19 protein-coding genes are annotated in these 18,929 nt (G+C 31.0%); 14 read left to right on the top strand and 5 right to left on the bottom strand.

Features of this window, described 5'->3' with window-relative positions:
- Nucleotides 1-33: 33 nt before the first annotated feature.
- Together gpmI and fabG are read left to right on the top strand one after the other, a co-directional pair.
- On the top strand, nt 34-1,512 hold the full coding sequence (gene gpmI, locus L8U37_RS06075) for a 2,3-bisphosphoglycerate-independent phosphoglycerate mutase (protein WP_263728822.1): 1,479 nt from the start codon (nt 34-36) through the stop codon (nt 1,510-1,512).
- A gap of 14 nt (nt 1,513-1,526) precedes the next feature.
- On the top strand, nt 1,527-2,270 hold the full coding sequence (gene fabG, locus L8U37_RS06070) for a 3-oxoacyl-ACP reductase FabG (RefSeq protein ID WP_263728821.1): 744 nt from the start codon (nt 1,527-1,529) through the stop codon (nt 2,268-2,270).
- A gap of 8 nt (nt 2,271-2,278) precedes the next feature.
- On the opposite strand, the gene acpS is transcribed toward fabG, so the two are convergent.
- The 3 genes from acpS to L8U37_RS06055 form a co-directional block, all read right to left on the bottom strand.
- On the bottom strand, nt 2,279-2,635 hold the full coding sequence (acpS, locus tag L8U37_RS06065; protein ID WP_263661129.1) for a holo-ACP synthase: 357 nt from the start codon (nt 2,633-2,635) through the stop codon (nt 2,279-2,281).
- Nucleotides 2,635-3,180, bottom strand: coding sequence for a flagellar basal body-associated protein FliL (gene fliL / locus L8U37_RS06060; RefSeq protein WP_133319594.1), 546 nt, complete (start codon nt 3,178-3,180; stop codon nt 2,635-2,637). The genes acpS and fliL overlap by 1 nt, the downstream gene beginning before the upstream one ends.
- A gap of 65 nt (nt 3,181-3,245) precedes the next feature.
- A complete protein-coding gene (locus L8U37_RS06055) occupies nt 3,246-3,884 on the bottom strand; it encodes a transcriptional regulator (protein WP_220566805.1) in 639 nt (212 codons plus the stop codon).
- A gap of 218 nt (nt 3,885-4,102) precedes the next feature.
- Here L8U37_RS06055 and L8U37_RS06050 point away from each other — a divergent pair, with 218 nt between their 5' ends.
- From L8U37_RS06050 to L8U37_RS06035, 4 genes are all read left to right on the top strand, one after another.
- Nucleotides 4,103-5,527 (top strand): catalase, encoded by a 1,425-nt coding sequence (locus tag L8U37_RS06050; protein WP_263728819.1) that lies wholly within the window; start codon nt 4,103-4,105, stop codon nt 5,525-5,527.
- Between the two features lie 51 nt (nt 5,528-5,578).
- Nucleotides 5,579-6,040, top strand: coding sequence for an ankyrin repeat domain-containing protein (locus L8U37_RS06045; RefSeq protein ID WP_263660699.1), 462 nt, complete (start codon nt 5,579-5,581; stop codon nt 6,038-6,040).
- A gap of 172 nt (nt 6,041-6,212) precedes the next feature.
- Complete coding sequence (gene argH, locus L8U37_RS06040) at nt 6,213-7,610, top strand: argininosuccinate lyase (protein WP_263728818.1); 1,398 nt, start codon at nt 6,213-6,215, stop codon at nt 7,608-7,610.
- Between the two features lie 20 nt (nt 7,611-7,630).
- Nucleotides 7,631-8,962 carry an anaerobic C4-dicarboxylate transporter family protein gene (locus tag L8U37_RS06035; RefSeq protein ID WP_263666318.1) on the top strand — a complete coding sequence of 444 codons (1,332 nt, stop codon included), beginning with the start codon at nt 7,631-7,633 and terminating at the stop codon, nt 8,960-8,962.
- Nucleotides 8,963-8,965: 3 nt separating this feature from the next.
- On the opposite strand, the gene L8U37_RS06030 is transcribed toward L8U37_RS06035, so the two are convergent.
- On the bottom strand, nt 8,966-9,640 hold the full coding sequence (locus L8U37_RS06030) for a transcriptional regulator (RefSeq protein WP_133319588.1): 675 nt from the start codon (nt 9,638-9,640) through the stop codon (nt 8,966-8,968).
- A 167-nt stretch (nt 9,641-9,807) separates the two neighbouring features.
- Here L8U37_RS06030 and L8U37_RS06025 point away from each other — a divergent pair, with 167 nt between their 5' ends.
- From L8U37_RS06025 to feoB, 7 genes are all read left to right on the top strand, one after another.
- Nucleotides 9,808-10,170, top strand: coding sequence for a Rid family detoxifying hydrolase (locus tag L8U37_RS06025; RefSeq protein WP_044598311.1), 363 nt, complete (start codon nt 9,808-9,810; stop codon nt 10,168-10,170).
- A gap of 3 nt (nt 10,171-10,173) precedes the next feature.
- Complete coding sequence (gene dcuC / locus L8U37_RS06020; RefSeq protein ID WP_263728817.1) at nt 10,174-11,613, top strand: C4-dicarboxylate transporter DcuC; 1,440 nt, start codon at nt 10,174-10,176, stop codon at nt 11,611-11,613.
- 13 nt (nt 11,614-11,626) lie between these two features.
- Nucleotides 11,627-12,796 carry a trans-sulfuration enzyme family protein gene (locus L8U37_RS06015; protein WP_173787883.1) on the top strand — a complete coding sequence of 390 codons (1,170 nt, stop codon included), beginning with the start codon at nt 11,627-11,629 and terminating at the stop codon, nt 12,794-12,796.
- 3 nt (nt 12,797-12,799) lie between these two features.
- Nucleotides 12,800-14,164, top strand: coding sequence for an adenylosuccinate lyase (gene purB, locus L8U37_RS06010; protein WP_263728816.1), 1,365 nt, complete (start codon nt 12,800-12,802; stop codon nt 14,162-14,164).
- A gap of 6 nt (nt 14,165-14,170) precedes the next feature.
- Nucleotides 14,171-15,511 (top strand): MmgE/PrpD family protein, encoded by a 1,341-nt coding sequence (locus L8U37_RS06005; protein ID WP_263728815.1) that lies wholly within the window; start codon nt 14,171-14,173, stop codon nt 15,509-15,511.
- A gap of 92 nt (nt 15,512-15,603) precedes the next feature.
- Nucleotides 15,604-15,831, top strand: coding sequence for a FeoA family protein (locus L8U37_RS06000; RefSeq protein ID WP_039627920.1), 228 nt, complete (start codon nt 15,604-15,606; stop codon nt 15,829-15,831).
- Complete coding sequence (gene feoB / locus L8U37_RS05995; protein ID WP_263728814.1) at nt 15,831-17,855, top strand: ferrous iron transport protein B; 2,025 nt, start codon at nt 15,831-15,833, stop codon at nt 17,853-17,855. Before L8U37_RS06000 ends, feoB begins: the two co-directional genes overlap by 1 nt.
- Before the next feature lie 15 nt (nt 17,856-17,870).
- On the opposite strand, the gene tenA is transcribed toward feoB, so the two are convergent.
- The gene (gene tenA, locus L8U37_RS05990; protein ID WP_263728813.1) at nt 17,871-18,536 is read right to left on the bottom strand and encodes a thiaminase II; all 666 of its coding nucleotides are present in this window, start codon (nt 18,534-18,536) and stop codon (nt 17,871-17,873) included.
- 145 nt (nt 18,537-18,681) lie between these two features.
- Here tenA and acpP point away from each other — a divergent pair, with 145 nt between their 5' ends.
- Nucleotides 18,682-18,915: an acyl carrier protein gene (gene acpP, locus L8U37_RS05985; protein ID WP_039617517.1), complete on the top strand. Its 234-nt coding sequence runs from the start codon at nt 18,682-18,684 to the stop codon at nt 18,913-18,915.
- Nucleotides 18,916-18,929 lie beyond the last annotated feature (14 nt).

Raw genomic sequence — 18,929 nt, 5'->3', positions numbered from 1 at the left:
ATCACATAAATAAATTATAAAAAAGAGTAAAAAATGAGTCAAAAATGTATTTTGATAATCACAGATGGTATAGGACATAATACAAATTCAAACTATAATGCTTTTTTTCATGCTAAAAAGCCAACTTATGATAAGCTTTTTGAAAATACCCCTAATGTTTTGATAAAAACAAGTGGCTTGGCAGTTGGCTTACCTGAAGGTCAAATGGGTAATAGCGAAGTAGGGCATATGTGTATAGGTAGTGGACGCATAATCTATCAAAATTTAGTCAAGATAAATAAAGCCATAGAAAATGACACTTTAAAAGACAATAAGGCTTTAAAAGAATTATTGCAAAAATGCAAAAGAGTGCATATTATAGGGCTTTATAGTGATGGCGGGGTGCATTCTATGCATACACATTTTAATGCACTTTTAAAAATTTGTAGGCAAGAAAATAAAGAAGTTTTTGCGCATGCAATTAGTGATGGTAGGGATTGTCCTCCAAATTCAGGTTTAGAATTTATAAAATCTTTACAGGAATTTTGCGAAAAAGAAAGGGTTAATTTTGCTTCTTTATCGGGAAGATTTTATGCTATGGATAGAGATAAGCGCTATGATAGGGTTAAGTCTTATTATGATGCTTTATTTGCTAAGGCACCAAAGTGTGATGATTTTATGCAATTTATACAAAAAAACTATGATGAAAATATCACAGATGAGTTTTTAACCCCAGTTATTAGTCAAAACTTTGATGGAATTAAGGTTGAAGATGGTGTGATTTTTATCAATTTTAGAAATGATAGAATGCGTCAATTAGTCGCTTCTTTAGCCCAAGAAAGTTTTAATGAATTTCCAAAAGAAGTGCTTATAAAAAATGCCATTACTATGAGTTTGTATGATGAGAGTTTTAAACTACCTGTGATGTTTGAAAAAGAAGAGTTAAATAATACTTTAGCTTCTGTGATAGCTAATGCAAATTTAAGCCAACTTCACACAGCTGAGACAGAAAAATACGCTCATGTAACCTTTTTCTTTAATGGGGGAAAAGAAGAATTAGAATGCAATGAAACAAGAATTTTAATTCCAAGTCCTAAAGTAAAAACATACGATGAAAAACCTCAAATGAGTGCTAAAGAAGTCACAGATGAGGTGCTTAAGGGTATAGAAAGTGGTATGGATTTTATCGTAGTAAATTTTGCAAATGGTGATATGGTAGGACATACGGGTGATTTTGAAGCTGCGATTAGTGCGGTTGAATGTGTAGATGAGTGTTTAGGTAGGGTTATTGCTAAAGCAAGAGAGCATGATTATGCTTTTATTATTACTTCAGATCATGGAAACTGTGAAGCGATGAGGGATGAAAAAGAAAATATGCTCACTAATCACACAACCTTTGATGTTTTTGCTTTTGTAGAAGCTCAAGGAGTAGAAAAGCTTAAAGAAGGCATGGGACTTAGCAATATAGCACCAAGCGTGCTTAAAATTTTAAACTTACCTATCCCAAAAGAAATGGATGAGGCTTTATTTTAATTTAAAGGAGAACAATGAAATTTAGTGGAAAAAATGTTTTAATAACAGGTGCAAGTAAAGGTATAGGTGCAGCAATAGCCAAAGAATTAGCAAGTTATGGCTTAAAAGTTTGGATTAATTATAGAAGTAAGCCTGAACTTGCTGATGCACTAAAAGAAGAGATAGAAAAAAGTGGTGGCACTGCAGCTGTGATTAAATTTGATGCAAGTGTTGAAGAAGAATTTACAAGTGCTATTGCAACTATAGTGGAAAGTGATGGTGAGCTTAGTTATTTAGTTAATAATGCAGGTATTACTAATGATAAATTAGCACTTAGAATGAGTATGGATGATTTTTCTTCAGTGATTAATGCTAATTTAAATTCAAGTTTTTTAGGTTGTAGAGAGGCATTAAAAACTATGAGTAAAAAGCGTTTTGGTGCGGTTGTAAATATTGCTTCTATAGTTGGAGAAATGGGAAATGCAGGCCAAACTAATTATAGTGCTAGCAAAGGTGGTATGATAGCATTAACAAAATCTTTTGCTAAAGAAGGTGCAGCAAGAAATATAAGATATAACTGCATTACCCCAGGTTTTATAAAAAGTGATATGACTGAAGTTTTAAGTGATGAAATAAAACAAAATTATATTAATAATATCCCTTTGAAGCGTTTTGCAGATACAAGTGAGGTAGCTCAAGCTGTGGCGTTTTTATTAAGTGATCATTCTTCTTATATCACAGGAGAAATTTTAAAAGTCAATGGCGGGCTTTATATGTAAGCAAGGTTTTAACCTTGCTTAGTTTCTATAGCTACTACTGCTATAGCAAAACCCCCATCATGCGCTACGCTTACACTTGCTGATTTAATTTTGAATTCTTGCATGACTTTTTGAGAAAAACTAATGTGTGGAGCATTTTTGTCATCTTTAGAGATGGTGATGTCAAAAAAAGAACATTCTTTAGAAATTCCAACCCCCAAAGCCTTAGAGGCAGCTTCTTTAATAGCCCAAAATCCGGCTAGAGTGTTGGTATTTTTTATATAACTTTGCTCTTTCTTGGACAAAAATTTATCCAAGAAAAGTGTTTTATGTCTTTCATAAATTTTTTCTATGCGAGAGCATACGACTATGTCACAGCCTATCATTAAGATACTACAAAGTCGGTAAAATAAATATTTTTGATAAAACCATCAGTTAAAACTTCATTGATCTTACCGGTTAATTCATCTTTTAATCTTTCTTTACCCTTTGTAGTGCTTACTTCTTCAAAGGTTTTTGATGTTAAAGTTCTAATGATAATATCTCTAATAATAGCAACTTTTTTATCAAGTTCAGGAGTTAAGGTTTCAACATTTTGTTCAAGTTGAATGGTGCATTTTACATATCTTGATCCACCATCACTTAATAAATTTAGCGTAAAAGGTGCTAAAGGATACATCACGCCAATATTTGCATAATCACTCCCTCTAGCTGCTACTGCATTTGTTTTTTTAGGAGCTTGTGCAACTTGTGCGCTTTCTTCGGTTTGCGGGGTAGGATTTTCTTCAGAGCCGCCACTAAACATTAGATAAGCAATTGCTCCTACAATAACAAGTAAAAATACAAATAAAAATACAACGATAATGATTACTAAAGTATTCCCGCCTTTTTTCTTTGATTCACCTTGTTCATCCATCATATCATCAGCCATATTTTTCCTTTTATAAAATTTTAAAATGTTATTGTATCAAAAATTATATTTTTTTTAAATTATGATTATTTAATCTTTTGTAAATGTCTATAAACACTAGGTTCTGAAATATTTAAAAGCTCCGCAACTTTAGGAATAACACCTTTTACATTAAATACGCCTTTTTCATATAAACTAGCTATCATTTTTTGTTTTTCCTTCGGTTTTAAACTTTTATTTTTAAAACTTTCAATATCTATCCCCGTAATATCTTCAACGATTTCTTCTAAATCAAGTTTTATGTATTCTTTATTTTCTTGTTCAGGACTTTCATAAGAATTATCATAAATATTTCCAAGATTTAAAATTTCATCAGAGATTTTTTTAAATGCTGAAGTATCATGATTAATACAAAGCAAACCTTCAAGTTTTTCATCTTTTTTAATAAAAAAAGTAGAGCCTGACATTACTTGTGAGCTTTTAGCTGAAGTTTTATAATGTGTTATATAATCACGCTCTAAATAGATTTTGTTTTTAATCATTTCAATAGCAAAGCCTGTTAGAGGTGAATTTATAGTTCTTTTGCTAATATGATTATTAGCTATTTCTGCTATATTAGTACCATCTTCACTTACATCATGCAAAACTATTTCATAATTTCTTCCCAAAGCATCAGCAAGAAATTTCACTAATTTAATATAGTAAGTTCTTGTTTCTTTATCCATTAAACTCTCCTTGTTTTATTAATTTTGTAGTAAAAATATTTAAAATAAGAGCACTTATTCTTATTTTTCAACAATTTTAATACAAAATAAAAATAATTATGCTTAAAAAAAGATTATTTTTTCAAAAATAATAATTTTTATTGTTTAATTTTATTTTAATAATATATGGATATAATTTATCAAATAATAAAAATTATTATTTATAAAAAGGAGAAAAGATGAAAAAACTAACCAATGATTTCGGAAATATCATAGCCGATAATCAAAATTCATTAAGCGCAGGTGCTAAGGGTCCACTTTTAATGCAAGATTATATTTTGTTAGAAAAACTTGCCCATCAAAATAGAGAAAGAATTCCAGAAAGAACTGTTCATGCAAAAGGGAGCGGTGCTTATGGGGAGCTTAAAATCACTAAAGATATTTCTCAGTACACCAAGGCAAAAGTTTTACAGCTTGGAGAAAATACACCTTTATTTATAAGATTTTCAACCGTTGCAGGCGAAGCAGGTGCAGCTGATGCAGAAAGAGATGTAAGAGGTTTTGCTATTAAATTTTATACTAAAGAAGGAAATTGGGATTTAGTAGGTAATAATACTCCGACATTTTTTATAAGAGATGCATATAAATTTCCTGATTTTATCCACACTCAAAAAAGAGATCCAAGAAATCATTTAAGAAGCAATAATGCTGCATGGGATTTTTGGAGCCTTTGTCCTGAAAGCTTACATCAAGTTACTATTTTAATGAGTGATAGAGGAATTCCTGCAAGCTATCGTCATATGCATGGTTTTGGAAGTCACACTTATAGTTTGATTAATGATAAAAACGAAAGATTTTGGGTGAAATTTCATTTTAAAACCAAGCAAGGTATTAAAAATTTAACCAACGAAGAAGCAGCAAATTTAATAGCAAGTGATAGAGAAAGTCATCAAAGAGATTTATATGAAGCTATTGAAAAAGGAGATTTTCCAAAATGGACTTTCCAAATTCAAGTTTTAAAAGAAGATGAAGCAGAAAAATTAGGTTTTAATCCTTTTGATTTAACTAAAGTTTGGCCGCATAGTATTGTGCCTTTAATTGAAGTAGGCGAATTAGTACTTAATAAAAATGTACAAAATTACTTTAATGAAGTAGAACAAGCTGCATTTAGTCCAAGCAATATTGTTCCTGGTATTAGTTTTAGTCCTGATAAAATGTTGCAAGCTAGAATTTTTTCTTATCCTGACGCACACAGATACCGCATAGGAACAAATTATCATTTATTACCAGTTAATCGTGCAAAAAGTGAAGTAAATACTTATAATGTAGCAGGTGCTATGAATTTTGACACTTACAAAAATGGCCTTGCTTATTATGAACCAAATAGTTATGATGATAGTCCAAAAGAAGATAAAAATTACCTAGAGCCTGACTTAGTACTTGAAGGTAATGCGCAAAGATATGCTCCACTTGATAATGATTTTTACACCCAACCAAGAGCCTTGTTTGATATAATGAATCAAGATCAAAAAGAGCAATTATTTAAAAACATAGCAGCTTCTATGAGTGGGGTTGATGAAAAAATTATTGCTAGAGCATTAAGTCATTTTGAAAAAATTTCAAGTGAATATGCAAATGGCGTTAAAAAAGCTTTGAAAATGTAATTTTTACTTGCCACTTTAAAAGTGGCAAACTAAAGATTATAAAGGAAAAATATGTTTAGTAATGAAGAAGAAAAAAGAATTCAAGAGCTTTGCACTATGGCTTTTGATTACGCAAGACAAAATGATTTACAAAATTTAAAGACTATGATAGAAGCGGGTTTGAGTGTGAATTTAAAAAATCATAAAGGCGATAGTCTTTTAATGCTTGCAAGTTATCATAATGCTTATGAATGTGCTAAGTTTTTACTAGAAAATAATGCTAGGGTAGATGAGAAAAATGATAGAGGACAAACTCCATTAGCAGGGGTGTGTTTTAAAGGATATTTACCTATGTGTAAGCTTTTGGTAGAACATGGAGCAAATATTGATGAAAACAATGGTCTTGGTATGACACCTTTTACTTTCGCGTTGATGTTTGGGCATAGAGATATAGTAGAGTTTTTAACAAAGCATTCTAAAAAAAGTTTTCTTAAAAAAATAGCTTTTAGTGTATTAAAAATTTTCAAAAAATAGTTAAAAATTTATAATATATTAAAAATATATTTTATTTATTTAAAATTATCAAAAAATTCTATTATTAAATTATAAATTTTTAAAATTTTTTATTATAGAAATAAAAATTTTAAGCTAAATTAAAATAAATTCAAATAAAATTACCCCTAATTTTTTAATGAAAGGATAACAAATGTCTAACAAAGCAGAAAAATTATGGGGTGGGCGTTTTGATTTACCTACAAATAAATTAGTTGAAGAATATACTGCTTCACTACCAGTTGAGCCAAGACTTGCTCCTTTTGATATACAAGGTAGTATAATTCACTGCACCATGCTTGCAAAACAAGGTATTATAAAAGACGATGAAGCAAAAACTATCATTAAGGGCTTAGAACAAGTTAGAGAAGAAATTCAAAATGGAACCTTTGTTTTTGATATAGCTGATGAGGATATTCATATGGCTGTAGAAAAAAGAATGACACAAATCGTAGGTCCAGTAGGTGGAAAACTTCACACCGCAAGAAGTAGAAATGACCAAACTACACTTGATTCAAAAATGCATATGAGGGCAGTTATTAAAGAAATTTTAGGTCAAATTATTGCTTTAGAAGAAGAAATTATCCATCAAGCTCAAAAAAATATCAAAGCTATTATGCCAGGTTATACGCATTTGCAAACGGGCCAGCCAGTGCTTTTTTCACATTGGATTATGGCGTATTTTTGGATGTTAAGTAGGGATTATTCTCGTTTTGAGGATTTATATAAAAGAATGAATGAGTGTCCTTTGGGAGCAGCTGCACTTGGCGGAACTACATTTAATATAGACAGACATTTTTGTGCCAAAGAACTAGGCTTTACTAAACCAACAGAAAATAGCATTGATAGTGTAAGTGATAGAGACCACATGGTTGAATTTACTGCTATTGCTGCAATGTGTTTCATGCACCTTAGTCGTTTTTGTGAAGAGCTTATACTTTTTTCAAGTCAAGATTTTAAATTTATAGAATTAAGTGATGATTTTTGTACAGGTTCAAGCATAATGCCTCAAAAGAAAAATCCTGATGTAGCCGAAAAAATGCGTGGTAAGACAGGTAGAATGTATGGTAATGTTATGGCAATGCTAACTATTATGAAAGGTATTCCATTAGCTTATAATACTGATATGAGTGAAGATAAGGCTCAAGTTTATGATTCTATGGATACTTTAATGGCAAGTTTAAAAATTATAACTCCTATGATAGAAAAAATGCAAGTAAATACTAATAATACAAGAGCAGCAGCTGCAAAAGGATTTTCAAATGCCACAGATATGGCTGATTATTTAGTAAGAAAAAATATACCATTTAGAGAAGCTCATAGTATAGTTGGTGGTGCTGTGAATTATTGTATTAAACACGGAAAAATGCTTGAAGAGCTTAGCATGGAAGAATTCCATCAATTTAATGAAAATATCCAAGAAGATATTTATGAAGCAATTGCTTTAGAAACTTGTATAGACGCAAGACTTTCTTATGGCGGTACAGGAACTAAAGTTGTATTAGAGCAAATTGAACATGCAAAAGAATTGTTGGATAAATGTAAAAAATAAACAATAAGGGCGAAGATTAGATGGATATTATTTTTATACTTCAACTTTTTATTATTTTTTCTATGATAGCCATAGGTGGTAGATATGGTGGTATAGGACTTGGGGTTGCAGGTGGGCTTGGTATGTGTATTTTGGTGTTAGTTTTTGGTATGCAACCAGCTTCACTTCCTGTGAGTGTTGTGTTTATTATACTTGCTGTGATTACTTGCGTGAGTGTTTTGCAAAGCGCAGGCGGGCTTGATTTGCTAGTAAAAATAGCTGAAAAAGCATTAAAGAAAAAACCTCAAGCTATTGTTTTTATGGGCCCATTAATCACATCCACATTTACAATATTTTGTGGTACTACTTATGTGGCTTTTTCTATTTATCCAGTGATTGCTGAAGTAGCTGCTCAAGCTAAAATTCGTCCTGAAAGACCACTTTCGGTTTCAGTTATAGCAGCAGGTATTGCAGTGGTGGCTTCTCCTATGAGTGCAGCCACTGCAGGTATGGTAGCCATTTTAGCCATTAGTGGTGTAGGACTTGTTCAAATATTAGCTGTGGTAATGCCAGCATTTTTAATTGGCGTTATATGTGCTTGTTTGAGCGTTTTTAAAAGAGGAAAAGAGCTTGAGCAAGATGAGGAATTTCAAAGAAGAGTAAGAGCAGGGGAATATCAGTTTTTAACTCAAGATAAACAAGAAGATAAACAAGAAACAGATCCTAAAGTAAAAAGAGCTTTATTAATATTTGCTTTGGGGATTTTAACCATTATTTTCTTTGGGACTTTTACAAATTTGTTACCTCACTATGAGCTTGCAAATGGTAAAATAGAAAGACTTTCTACCCCAAATTTAATTCAAATGATCATGCTTGCAACAGCTTGTTTAATTATGCTTTTTGCTAAAGTTCCTGCTAATAAACTTGGTGAAGCTTCTGTATTTAAATCAGGACTTATAGGCGTTGTAGGGGTTTTTGGTATAGCTTGGATGACAGGGACATTTTTTGAAGCTTACAAGCCTTTATTTAGTAATTCTTTATCACATATTGTAGAAGATTATCCATATTTATTTGGCGTGGCTTTATTTGCCTTTTCTATGGTGATTTTTTCTCCAGCTGCAACAGTAGCTGCTTTGATGCCTTTGGGTGTGAGTTTGGGAATTCCTCCTCAAATTCTTATCGTGCTTTATCCTTGTGTGAGTGGAGATTTTATAGTTCCAGGAGCTAATCAAATAGCTTGCGTGGCTTTTGATAGAACAGGCACAACAAAAATAGGAAAATTTGTGATCAATCACTCTTATTTAAGACCGGGTTTTTCTTTAATCATTGGTGCTGTTGTGAGTGCTTATTTTATATCGCAAATAGTTTTTTAGCTATTAAAGGCTATTTTTAAATTTTTGCAAATATCTATAGACGCTAGGTTCTGATATATTAAGTGACTTAGCAACTATAGGTATACTTCCTTTTATATTAAAAATTCCCTTTGAATGAAGCTTTTTAATAATCTCATCTTTTTGTTCAGTGCTTAAGCTATATCCTGAATTTAAATATTTTAAGTCTATGTTTTCAGCTAGAATATCTTCTATAGAATGACTAAGTGTTTCTATATTACTCACATTGTGTAAATTTACATTGTTTTGATTGTGAATATCTAATAAATCACTAAAATCATTAATTTTTTCTAGTTCTATGATTTTACTAATAGCATTTCTAAGTTCTGTGGTGTCGTGATTTATACATAAAATTCCTACAATTTTATTTTGGTTTTTTATAAAAAAGGTTGATCCAGTAACGATCTTAGACTTTCCAACCTTTGCTTTGTAATCACATAAAAAATCTTTATTTAAATATTCTTTTTCTTGTACAAGCTCACTCGCAAAAGAGGTTAATGGAGAATTGATTGTCCTTCCGCTAATATGATTATTTGCAATGGCTGCTATGTATGAACCCTCAGGTGAAATCACATGAAAAACTATTTCATACTGATCTCCAAGAACTTGCCCTAAAAATTGAGTGAGTTTGATAAATAATTCTTTTTGTTGTTCATCCATGATCTAGACCTTTTTGTTGTTTTTTGTTATTTTACAAAATATTTTCATCAAAGTTGTTAATATTTACAACAATAAAAAAAATTATTATTATGATAAAAAAATATTGACAATTTATTATTATGATGATAATATTATATTATGATTTCATTTAAACACAAGGAGTATACATGGCAAATTATCCAAAGGCTATAGGACCATATTCAGCTTATAGAGAAGCTAATGGTTTGTTATTTATTTCAGGACAACTTCCTATTAATCCACAAAGTGGAAACATAGAAAGTGAAGATGTAAAAGAACAAACAAGACAATCATTGTTAAATATCAAGGCTATATTAGAAGAAAATAATCTTTATTTTAATAATGTAGTTAAAACGACTTGCTTTTTGGCAAATATTGATGATTTTTTGGCTTTCAATGAGGTTTATTCTGAATTTTTCGCAGCTCCATATCCTGCAAGAAGTGCTTTTGCGGTAAAAGATCTTCCTAAGGGAGCAAAAGTGGAGATAGAGGTTATTGCTCATAAAGGATAGAGCATGTTGGGTTTATTTTTTGCAGGATGTTCTGTATTTTTACTTGTATTTATGCTCTATAAAAAAATCAACGCCCACATGGCGTTGCTTTTAAGTGGTTTATTCTTGTTAGCTTTAGCAGGAATTTTTGGACTTTCTCCTATCATTAGTGAAAAACAATCTTTACATTTAGGTCTTTTTGATATTTTCCAAGTAGTAAATACTAAAATGTCAAGTACTCTAGCAGGTCTTGGACTTACTTTAATGTGTATAGCAGGATTTTCTGCTTACATGGATCATGTAGGTGCAAGTTATGCTTTGTTTAAAGTATTTGAAAGACCTTTAAAAGCTGTGAAATCACCTTATGTTTTATTGTTGGTTTCATATTTTGTGATCCAGTTTTTAGTGCTTTTTATACCTTCACATGCAGGTTTAGCACTTTTGCTTATGGTTACAATGTACCCTATTTTAGTGCGTTCAGGTGTTTCTAAGCTTTCTGCGCTTTCGATTATTGCTATTTGTCAATACATTGACCATGGCCCAGGCAGTGGTAATGTAATTTTAGCTGCAAAAACAGCTGAAATTGATCCTGCAATTTATTTTGTGCATTATCAGCTTCCTACAACTGTGCCTATTATCATAGCAGTGGGTATTGCGATTTATTTTTGCTCAAAATATTTTGATAAAAAAGAAAATTTCACATTTAACCGTGATGATGTTGAAAAAGAATTAGCAGAACATGATGGCAAAAGTGAAGAGCTTAAAAAACCACCTAGAATTTATGCGATTTTACCTATTATACCTTTAGTGTTAATTTTGGGCTTTAGTAGTGTTTTAGATAGCATAATGGTGTTAATGGGATTTACTACCATGGAAGAAGTTAAAGCAGCTTCATCTACTGCAATTAGGATGAATGTGCCAGTTGCTATGATGATTTCAACTTTTATAGCAATTATTTTTGAAATCATTCGTTATAAAAGTTTAATTGATACTTTAAATTCTATCATGGTATTTTTCAAAGGTATGGGGCATTTGTTTGTAATCACAGTTTCTTTGATCGTTTGTGGCCAAGTTTTTGCAAGTGGCCTTTTATCGGTTGGTTTTGTAGATACTTTAATAGACTTTGCAAAAGATGCAGGTTTTGGAGTGCTTGCTATCATCATAGCAGTTTCTATTTTACTTGCTGTGTGTGCATTTTTAATGGGTTCAGGAAATGCAGCATTTTTTTCTTTTGCACCACTCATTCCAAATATAGCAAAATCTTTTGGAGTTGAAACTATAACTATGATAGCACCTATCCAAATCATGACAGGTTTTGGTAGATGTGTTTCACCTATTGCACCAGCTATTTTGGCAATTTCAGCTATGGCTAAAGTAAATCCATTGCAAGTTGTAAAAAGAACAGCTATTCCTATGCTTGTAGCTGCTATTGTTAATGTGATTATGACTTATGTTTATTTGTAAAAAAGGACTTAAAATGAATAATAAAACTAAATTAATCCACCTAGGAAGAGGCGATCAAAGCGCTGAAGCAAGATCAGTTAATCCAACCTTAATGCGTGCATCAACCATACTTTTTAAAGATCATGCTACTTGGCAAAAATACCGCGAGCTAAGAAAAAATGAGCGTGTTTTGAGTTATGGTGCTAGAGGAACAGCTACAAATTTTGAACTTGAAAAACTTATTTGTGAGCTTGAGGGTGGTTATAGAGCACAACTTTTCCCAACAGGGCTTGCAGCATTAGCTATGGTGCTTTTAAATTATGCTAGTAAAGATGCTCATTTTTTAATCACTGATGCTATTTATGGACCTGTTAGAACAATTTGTGATTTATTTTTAACTAAAATGGGTGTAGAAATTGACTTTCTAAAAGCTGATGCTTCTGATGTAGAGGAAAAAATCAAACCAAATACAAAATTAATCCTTTGTGAAAGTCCAGGTTCTATACTTTATGAAATCATAGACTTACCAAAACTTTGCGAAATTGCGCACAAACATAACATACCAGTAGCGATTGATAATACTTATTCAAGCGGGTATTTTTTAAATCCGCTTGAGCTTGGAGTAGATATTTCAGTAATTGCAGCGACTAAGTACTTAAGTGGGCATTCAGATGTTACTATGGGTATAGTAGTGATTAATGAAAAAGAATGGAAAAATTTTGACAAATTACCAGAAGCTTTAGGATTTACTACAAGTCCTGATGATGTTTATTTAGTGCTTCGTGGTATGAGAACTTTAGATGTAAGAATGAGGGCTCATGAAAAAAGTGCAGATGAGGTAGTAGAGTTTTTACAAAGTAGAAAAGAAGTTAAAACAATTTTTTATCCAAAATTAAAAACTCATCCAAACTATGAAGTTTTTATGCGCGATCATAAAGGTGCTAATGGTATGGTAACGATTGAATTTGCAGATGGCATTTCTAAAGAACAAGCTATTTTGTTTGTAGATAATTTAGAGTATTTTTCAATCGGTGCAAGTTGGGGTGGATATGAGAGTTTAGCTACTGTTACTACTCCGCCAAGAACGGCAACAGATTGGAGTACTAGAGGTCCTTTTGTAAGATTTCATATAGGTCTTGAAGATAGTAAGGATTTGATTGCTGATTTAAAACAAGCATTTGAAAAAATAAATTTTAAAGGATAAAACATGGGTGTGAGTGTATTTGATATGAGGTTGCTTCAAGATTCTTGGAGCACCCCTGCAATGAGAGCTATTTTTAGTGAAGAAAATAGAATTCAAAAATGGCTTGATGTAGAAGCTGCTTTGGCAAAAGCTCAAGCAAAACTTGGCATTATCCCTAATGAGGCAGCTACAGAAATAGCTAAAAAAGCGCATTGTAAATTTATGGATATGGATTTTATTTTTGCTGAGTTTAAAAAGACTAAACACCCTTTAGTGCCTACTGTTAGAGGTTTGGAAAAAGCTTGCGAAAATGGTCTTGGCGAATATGTGCATTTTGGTGTAACAACACAAGATATCATTGACACAGGCATAGTTTTACAATTTAAAGAAGCTATGGCTTTAATCAAACAAGATTTAAAAGATATAGCTAAAAATTTAGCAAAAATCGCAAAAGAGCATAAGAACACTGCAATGATGGGAAGAACCTTAGCTTTACAAGCTTTACCTATAACTTTTGGACACAAAGTTGCAATTTGGCTAAGTGAGCTTAATCGTCACTATGAAAGAATTATCGAACTTGAAAAAAGATTATATGTAGGATTAATCGTAGGTGCAGTGGGAACTAAAGCAAGCTTAAGTGACAAGGCTAATGAAGTAGAAAAACTTACTTTAGAAAGCTTAGGTTTAGAAGTTCCTGACATCTCATGGCAACCAGCAAGAGATCGTTTTATTGAGCTTGGTTATGTTTTAGGTAATATCAACGCAACCTTTAACAAAATAGCACATCAACTTTTAATTTTAGCTCATAATGAAATCGATGAAATTGCTGAGCCTTTTGGAAAAGGTCAAGTGGGAAGCTCTACTATGCCTCATAAAAGAAATCCCGCAGTAAGTGAAAACGCAGTGACTGTAAGTAATGCCCTAAGAGCTAATATTGCAATTTTAAGCGATATAGAAAGACATGAGCATGAAAGAGATGGTCAAGTTTGGAAAATGGAATGGAAGCTTTTGCCAGAAGCATTTTTAATGCTTTCAGTAGTATTAGCAAATATGAAATTTGTCTTTGATGATTTAGAAGTTAAAAAAGACAAAATGTTAAAAAATCTTGATACGCTTAATGGCTTTGTATTAGCAGAACGTGTGATGTTTGCTTTGAGTGATCATTATGGTAAGCAACATGCACATGAAATTGTTTATGAAAATGCTATGAGAGGTATAGAAAATCATAAAACTTTTAAAGTTGTTTTACTTGAAGATGAGCGTGTAAGTAAGGTTTTAAGTGAAAAAGACATTGATGTTTTAATGGATGCTACAACTTATGTAGGTTATGCACCAAAATTAGTTGATGAGTTCTTAGAAAAAATCGCTAATGCACAAATTCTAAAGTAGGAAAAAATGTATTTAAGTGAAAAACTAGCCGAATTTATCGTAAATTTAGACTATGAAGCTATTCTTAGTGAAGTAAAACAAAGAGCAAAAGAGCTTATGCTTGATGCACTAGGAACAGCCCTAGCTGCTAAAAATGAAGCTTGTGTTTTAAATGCAACTAAGGCTTTTGAAGCTTTAAGCGTAAATCCTAGTGAAAAAATTTGGAGTGGGGATAAAAAGCTTGATGTAATTTATGCTGCGATGGTAAATGCTATTGCAGCGCATGCCCTTGATTTTGATGATACTCATACTGAAGCTATTTTGCACGCTAGTGCTATTTTAACCCCGCTTTGTTTAACTTATGGATTTAGTGTAAGTAAAGATGGAAAGAAAGTTTTAAAAGCCTTTATTGTTGGTTGGGAAATTGCTGCTAGAGTGGGTATAGCAAGTAAAGGAAGTTTTCATAAGCGTGGCTTTCATACTACAGCTATAGCAGGAATTTTTGGTAGTGTGGCTGCAAGTTGTGTTTTACTTGATTTAAACAAAGATCAAATTATCAATGCACTAGGTTTAGCAGGAAGTTTTGCAAGTGGGGTAAATGAGTTTTTATCTAATGGATCTAATTCTAAAGTTTTACACATAGCTAATGCTTTGAAAAATGGAATTTTGGTAGCAAATTTCGCAAAAGCTAATATGAGTGGTCCTTTGAGTATATTTGAAGGAAGGGATAATGTCTTTAGAACTTTTGGCTTAGAAGATGAATGTGATAAAAATGAACTTTGTAAGGGGTTGAATGAAATTTGGCAAGTAATGCAAGTTTCGTTAAAACCTTATCCAAGTTGTCATTTTGCACATGGGCTTATTGATTGTGCTATGAGTTTAAGAAATGATGGCTTAAAAGCGCAAGATATCAAAAGTTTGCATTGCTTTGTAGATGAAGTGCCAATTTCATTTATCTGTGATCCAATAGAAGCAAAATACACTCCACAAAGTGCTTATGCGGCCAAATTTTCCATGCCTTTTTTAATGGCCTTGGCATTTTTTGATGGCAAAATTACTTTAAAATCTTATGAAAATTTAAATAGAGCTGAACTAATAGAATTTGCTAAAAAAATTAGCTATGAGAAGAAAAAATCTAGCGGTTTCCCTAAATACTTTCCAGGACATTTAGAAGCTGTTTTAAATGATGGAAGAGTAATTAAAAAAGATGTGTTTATAAATAAAGGAAATTTTGATAATCCTTTAAGTTTTGATGAATTAAAAGATAAATTTCTTTCTAATGCTAGCATAGCACTTTCTTTAGAAAAGGCTGAGGAATTAGTCAAAAAGCTTCAAAATTTAGAAAATCTAAATGATTTTGATTTCTAGCAATCTCATTTTTTGAGATTGCTTATTATTTTAAAAAATAAATAATTGAATTTTTTATATAATGTCTTATCTTAGTTTTTGTAAGGAAAAACATGACTTTAGATACATTAAAAGACAATGAAGAAGCCTTTATAGTAGGCTTTGAAGCAGATAAACAACTCCAAGCAAGACTTTTTAGTTTTGGTTTTGCAAAAAACAAAAAAGTTAAAAAAATTCGCTCTTCTATAGCAAATTCTACTATTATGGTAGAACTTGATACAACTTGCGTGATTTTACGCTCAAGTGAAGCAAAAATAATACAAATTTCAAAAGAGTTTTAATGAAAGAAATCATCGTTGCTTTAGTAGGTCAGCCAAATGTTGGTAAAAGTTTATTAATTAACGCACTTTGTAAAGCTAATATGAAAGTTGGAAATTTTAGCGGTGTTACGGTTGAAAAGGCTGAGGCTAGATTAATTTATAAAAATTATGAGTTTAAATTTATAGATTTACCAGGAACTTATGCATTAGATGGTTATAGCGAAGAAGAAAAAATTACAAAAGATTTTTTAAAAAAGGGTAAATTTGATCTTGTAGTAAATGTGCTTGATTCTACAAATTTAGAGCGTAATTTGATTTTGAGCGCATCTTTAATAGAAGCTAAAATCAAAATGATTATGGCTTTAAATATGCAAGATGAAGCTAAAAATGAAGGTTTTAGTATAGATTTTAAAATTTTATCCCAACTTCTAAATACACCTTGTCTTGGCGTGTGCGCTAAAACTAAAGAAAATCTAAATGCACTTTTGGATTTAATCATTTCAACCCATGAAGCTAAATTTGAAGCTAAAGAGCGTGTTTATAGTGATATCATAGAAGAAGAACTTGTAAAAATAAGTGAATTTTTAAATCAAAATGAAATTACTTATTTAGATTTTTCTACAAAAGATTTAGCGATAGCTTTGCTTAAAAATGAAGTTAATATAGTCATTTCGCATGCTTTGAGAAAAATACTTGATGAAGCTTTAGAAAAAATTTACATGGTATATCATAGCAAAGATATGGAAAGTATTTTTAAAGAAGAGCTGATTGCTTTTGCAAATGGTATATGTGTTAAGGTTTTAAGCAAGAGTGTTAAGTATAAAAATCATACTAAAGAAATAGATTCTATTTTAATTAATAAATTTTTAGGAATTCCTATATTTTTGTTTTTTATGTGGGCTTTATTTCAACTAACCTTTACTTTAGGTCAAATCCCTATGGATTATATAGAAATGTTTTTTGCTAATTTAGGTGATATGGTAAAAAATAATATTAGCAATGAATTTATCGCTTCAGCCTTAGCTGATGGTGTTTTAGGTGGGGTTGGTGCGGTTATAACTTTTTTACCAAATATTATGATTTTATTTTTTGGTATAGCCTTGCTTGAAACAACTGGATATATGGCTAGAGTTGCATTTTTATTAGATGGAATTTTATACAAATTTGGCTTACATGGTAAAAGTTTTATCCCTTTAATCACGGGTTTTGGCTGTTCAGTACCTGCATTTATGGCTACAAGAACTTTAAAAAATAAAAAAGATAGACTATTAACTCTTTTTATTATTAATTTTATGAGTTGTGGCGCAAGACTTCCTGTATATGTGCTTTTTGTTGGAGTGTTTTTTCCTGCTGATGTGGCGGGAAATTATCTTTTTGGGATTTATCTTTTGGGTGCGTTTTTGGGTTTGATTGCAGCTAAGATTTTAAGAATGAGCGCTTTTAGAGGACAAGATGAACCTTTTGTAATGGAAATGCCAAAATATAGAATGCCAAATTGGAATTTGGTATGGTTTATGGTGTTTAACAAAGCCAAAATGTATTTAAAAAAAGCAGGAACATTTATTTTGATAGCTTCTTTGCTTATTTGGTTTGCGAGTAATTTTCCTGCACAAGAAAATAATACTCAAGATGCTTTAACTCAAGAGCTTCAGATAGAAAATAGTTATCTTGGACAATTTGGCAAAGCAATAGAGCCTATTTTTGCACCACTTGGCTTTGATTGGAAACTTAGTGTATCTTTGGTAAGTGGTTTAGCAGCTAAAGAAGTGATGATTTCTACTATGGGCGTGCTTTATTCTTTAGGCGATGAAGTTGATGAGACAAGTTTAAATTTACAAGAGGCTATAAAAGAAAACATCCCTTTTAACACAGCAGTAGCTTTTATACTTTTTATTATGATTTATAATCCTTGCTTTGCAGCAACTATAGTTTTTGCTAAAGAAGCAGGAAATAAAAAGTATGCATGGTATCTTTTTATATTTACATCTTTATGTGCATATTTGGTTGCTTTTGTAGGGATTAATATTGCTAAATTGATAATTTAATCATCTTTATGATGATTAAATTTCCATTTTTTGCTCTAAAGAGTGTTGCCAAAAGGCCGTTTCAAGTCTTATAGTAGTATAAAAAATTTCGTTTAATTTTTTAAATTTTTCTTCACTAATGCTATTTGTATAAGAATTAAAAAAGTCTTTAAATTCTTTAATTTCATCTTGAAATTCTTTACCTGCATAGGTTAAAATCCACTCTTTGTAAGGATGATTTTCTAAGCTTTTTTCATTAAGTCCTTTATAAATTTCTTCCCCTATATATGCATATCCTATAGCACAAGCACTCAAAGCACACAGCATATCCAAATAATCTCCATTTTGCCCCACACTTAGTAAGTACCTTGTATAAGCAATATTAGTTAAGCTTTCATCTTTATAGCCAAGTTTTTCTACATCAATACCTAGCTTTAAAATACTTCTATGAAGTTCTAATTCTCCTTCTAAAGTGTAGTTTTGATTTTTAATGGCAAAATGAATTTCTTTAGCATTGTTCGCATTTAAAGCAAGTAAAGCATAGCATTTTGCATAATTATTTAAAAAGATATAATCTTGTTTAAGATAAAATAAAAATATATCTTTTTCTAAAGTGCCATTTTGAAGTTTTTTTACAAATTCATGATAGATGTATTGATCCCAAGTTTTTTTATTTTCTTTTATAAGTCTATCCAAAAGCATCAATTTCCTTTGTTAAAAATTAAGCTTTTATTTAAACACAGATAATTAAATTTTTCGTAATAATCTTTAATTTTTAACTTTTTAAACAAGAAATTTATTTTTTTATTGTAAAATGTGGTTTAATTTTTTAAACTAGGAGATAAAAATGGCAATTTTTGATGATGTAAAAAAAGTAGTTGTTGAGCAACTTAGTGTTGATGAAGATGCAGTTAAAATGGAATCTAAAATCATTGAAGATTTAGGTGCAGATTCTTTAGATGTTGTTGAATTAGTTATGGCTTTAGAAGAAAAATTTGATGTAGAAATTCCAGACAGTGATGCTGAAAAACTAGTAAAAATCGAAGATGTTGTTAATTATATAGAAAATCTTCAAAAATAATTTTAATTTTTAAT

The sequence above is a fragment of the Campylobacter sp. RKI_CA19_01122 genome, from assembly GCF_025771325.1.
In the GTDB taxonomy this organism is placed as follows: domain Bacteria; phylum Campylobacterota; class Campylobacteria; order Campylobacterales; family Campylobacteraceae; genus Campylobacter_D; species Campylobacter_D lari_D.
Note: the sequence above shows the minus strand (reverse complement) of the source record. Positions and strands in the feature narration are given on the sequence as shown.

Bases quoted from the DNA above. Each gene is read 5' to 3' on its own strand.
- L8U37_RS06030 (WP_133319588.1), bottom strand. From the start codon at position 9,640: ATGGATGAACAACAAAAAGAATTATTTATCAAACTCACTCAATTTTTA.
- tenA (WP_263728813.1), bottom strand. From the start codon at position 18,536: ATGCTTTTGGATAGACTTATAAAAGAAAATAAAAAAACTTGGGATCAA.
- dcuC (WP_263728817.1), top strand. From the start codon at position 10,174: ATGTTGGGTTTATTTTTTGCAGGATGTTCTGTATTTTTACTTGTATTT.
- acpP (WP_039617517.1), top strand. From the start codon at position 18,682: ATGGCAATTTTTGATGATGTAAAAAAAGTAGTTGTTGAGCAACTTAGT.
- L8U37_RS06050 (WP_263728819.1), top strand. From the start codon at position 4,103: ATGAAAAAACTAACCAATGATTTCGGAAATATCATAGCCGATAATCAA.
- L8U37_RS06015 (WP_173787883.1), top strand. From the start codon at position 11,627: ATGAATAATAAAACTAAATTAATCCACCTAGGAAGAGGCGATCAAAGC.
- fliL (WP_133319594.1), bottom strand. From the start codon at position 3,180: ATGGCTGATGATATGATGGATGAACAAGGTGAATCAAAGAAAAAAGGC.
- L8U37_RS06000 (WP_039627920.1), top strand. From the start codon at position 15,604: ATGACTTTAGATACATTAAAAGACAATGAAGAAGCCTTTATAGTAGGC.
- feoB (WP_263728814.1), top strand. From the start codon at position 15,831: ATGAAAGAAATCATCGTTGCTTTAGTAGGTCAGCCAAATGTTGGTAAA.
- L8U37_RS06035 (WP_263666318.1), top strand. From the start codon at position 7,631: ATGGATATTATTTTTATACTTCAACTTTTTATTATTTTTTCTATGATA.
- L8U37_RS06045 (WP_263660699.1), top strand. From the start codon at position 5,579: ATGTTTAGTAATGAAGAAGAAAAAAGAATTCAAGAGCTTTGCACTATG.
- L8U37_RS06025 (WP_044598311.1), top strand. From the start codon at position 9,808: ATGGCAAATTATCCAAAGGCTATAGGACCATATTCAGCTTATAGAGAA.
- acpS (WP_263661129.1), bottom strand. From the start codon at position 2,635: ATGATAGGCTGTGACATAGTCGTATGCTCTCGCATAGAAAAAATTTAT.
- argH (WP_263728818.1), top strand. From the start codon at position 6,213: ATGTCTAACAAAGCAGAAAAATTATGGGGTGGGCGTTTTGATTTACCT.
- L8U37_RS06055 (WP_220566805.1), bottom strand. From the start codon at position 3,884: ATGGATAAAGAAACAAGAACTTACTATATTAAATTAGTGAAATTTCTT.
- purB (WP_263728816.1), top strand. From the start codon at position 12,800: ATGGGTGTGAGTGTATTTGATATGAGGTTGCTTCAAGATTCTTGGAGC.
- gpmI (WP_263728822.1), top strand. From the start codon at position 34: ATGAGTCAAAAATGTATTTTGATAATCACAGATGGTATAGGACATAAT.
- fabG (WP_263728821.1), top strand. From the start codon at position 1,527: ATGAAATTTAGTGGAAAAAATGTTTTAATAACAGGTGCAAGTAAAGGT.
- L8U37_RS06005 (WP_263728815.1), top strand. From the start codon at position 14,171: ATGTATTTAAGTGAAAAACTAGCCGAATTTATCGTAAATTTAGACTAT.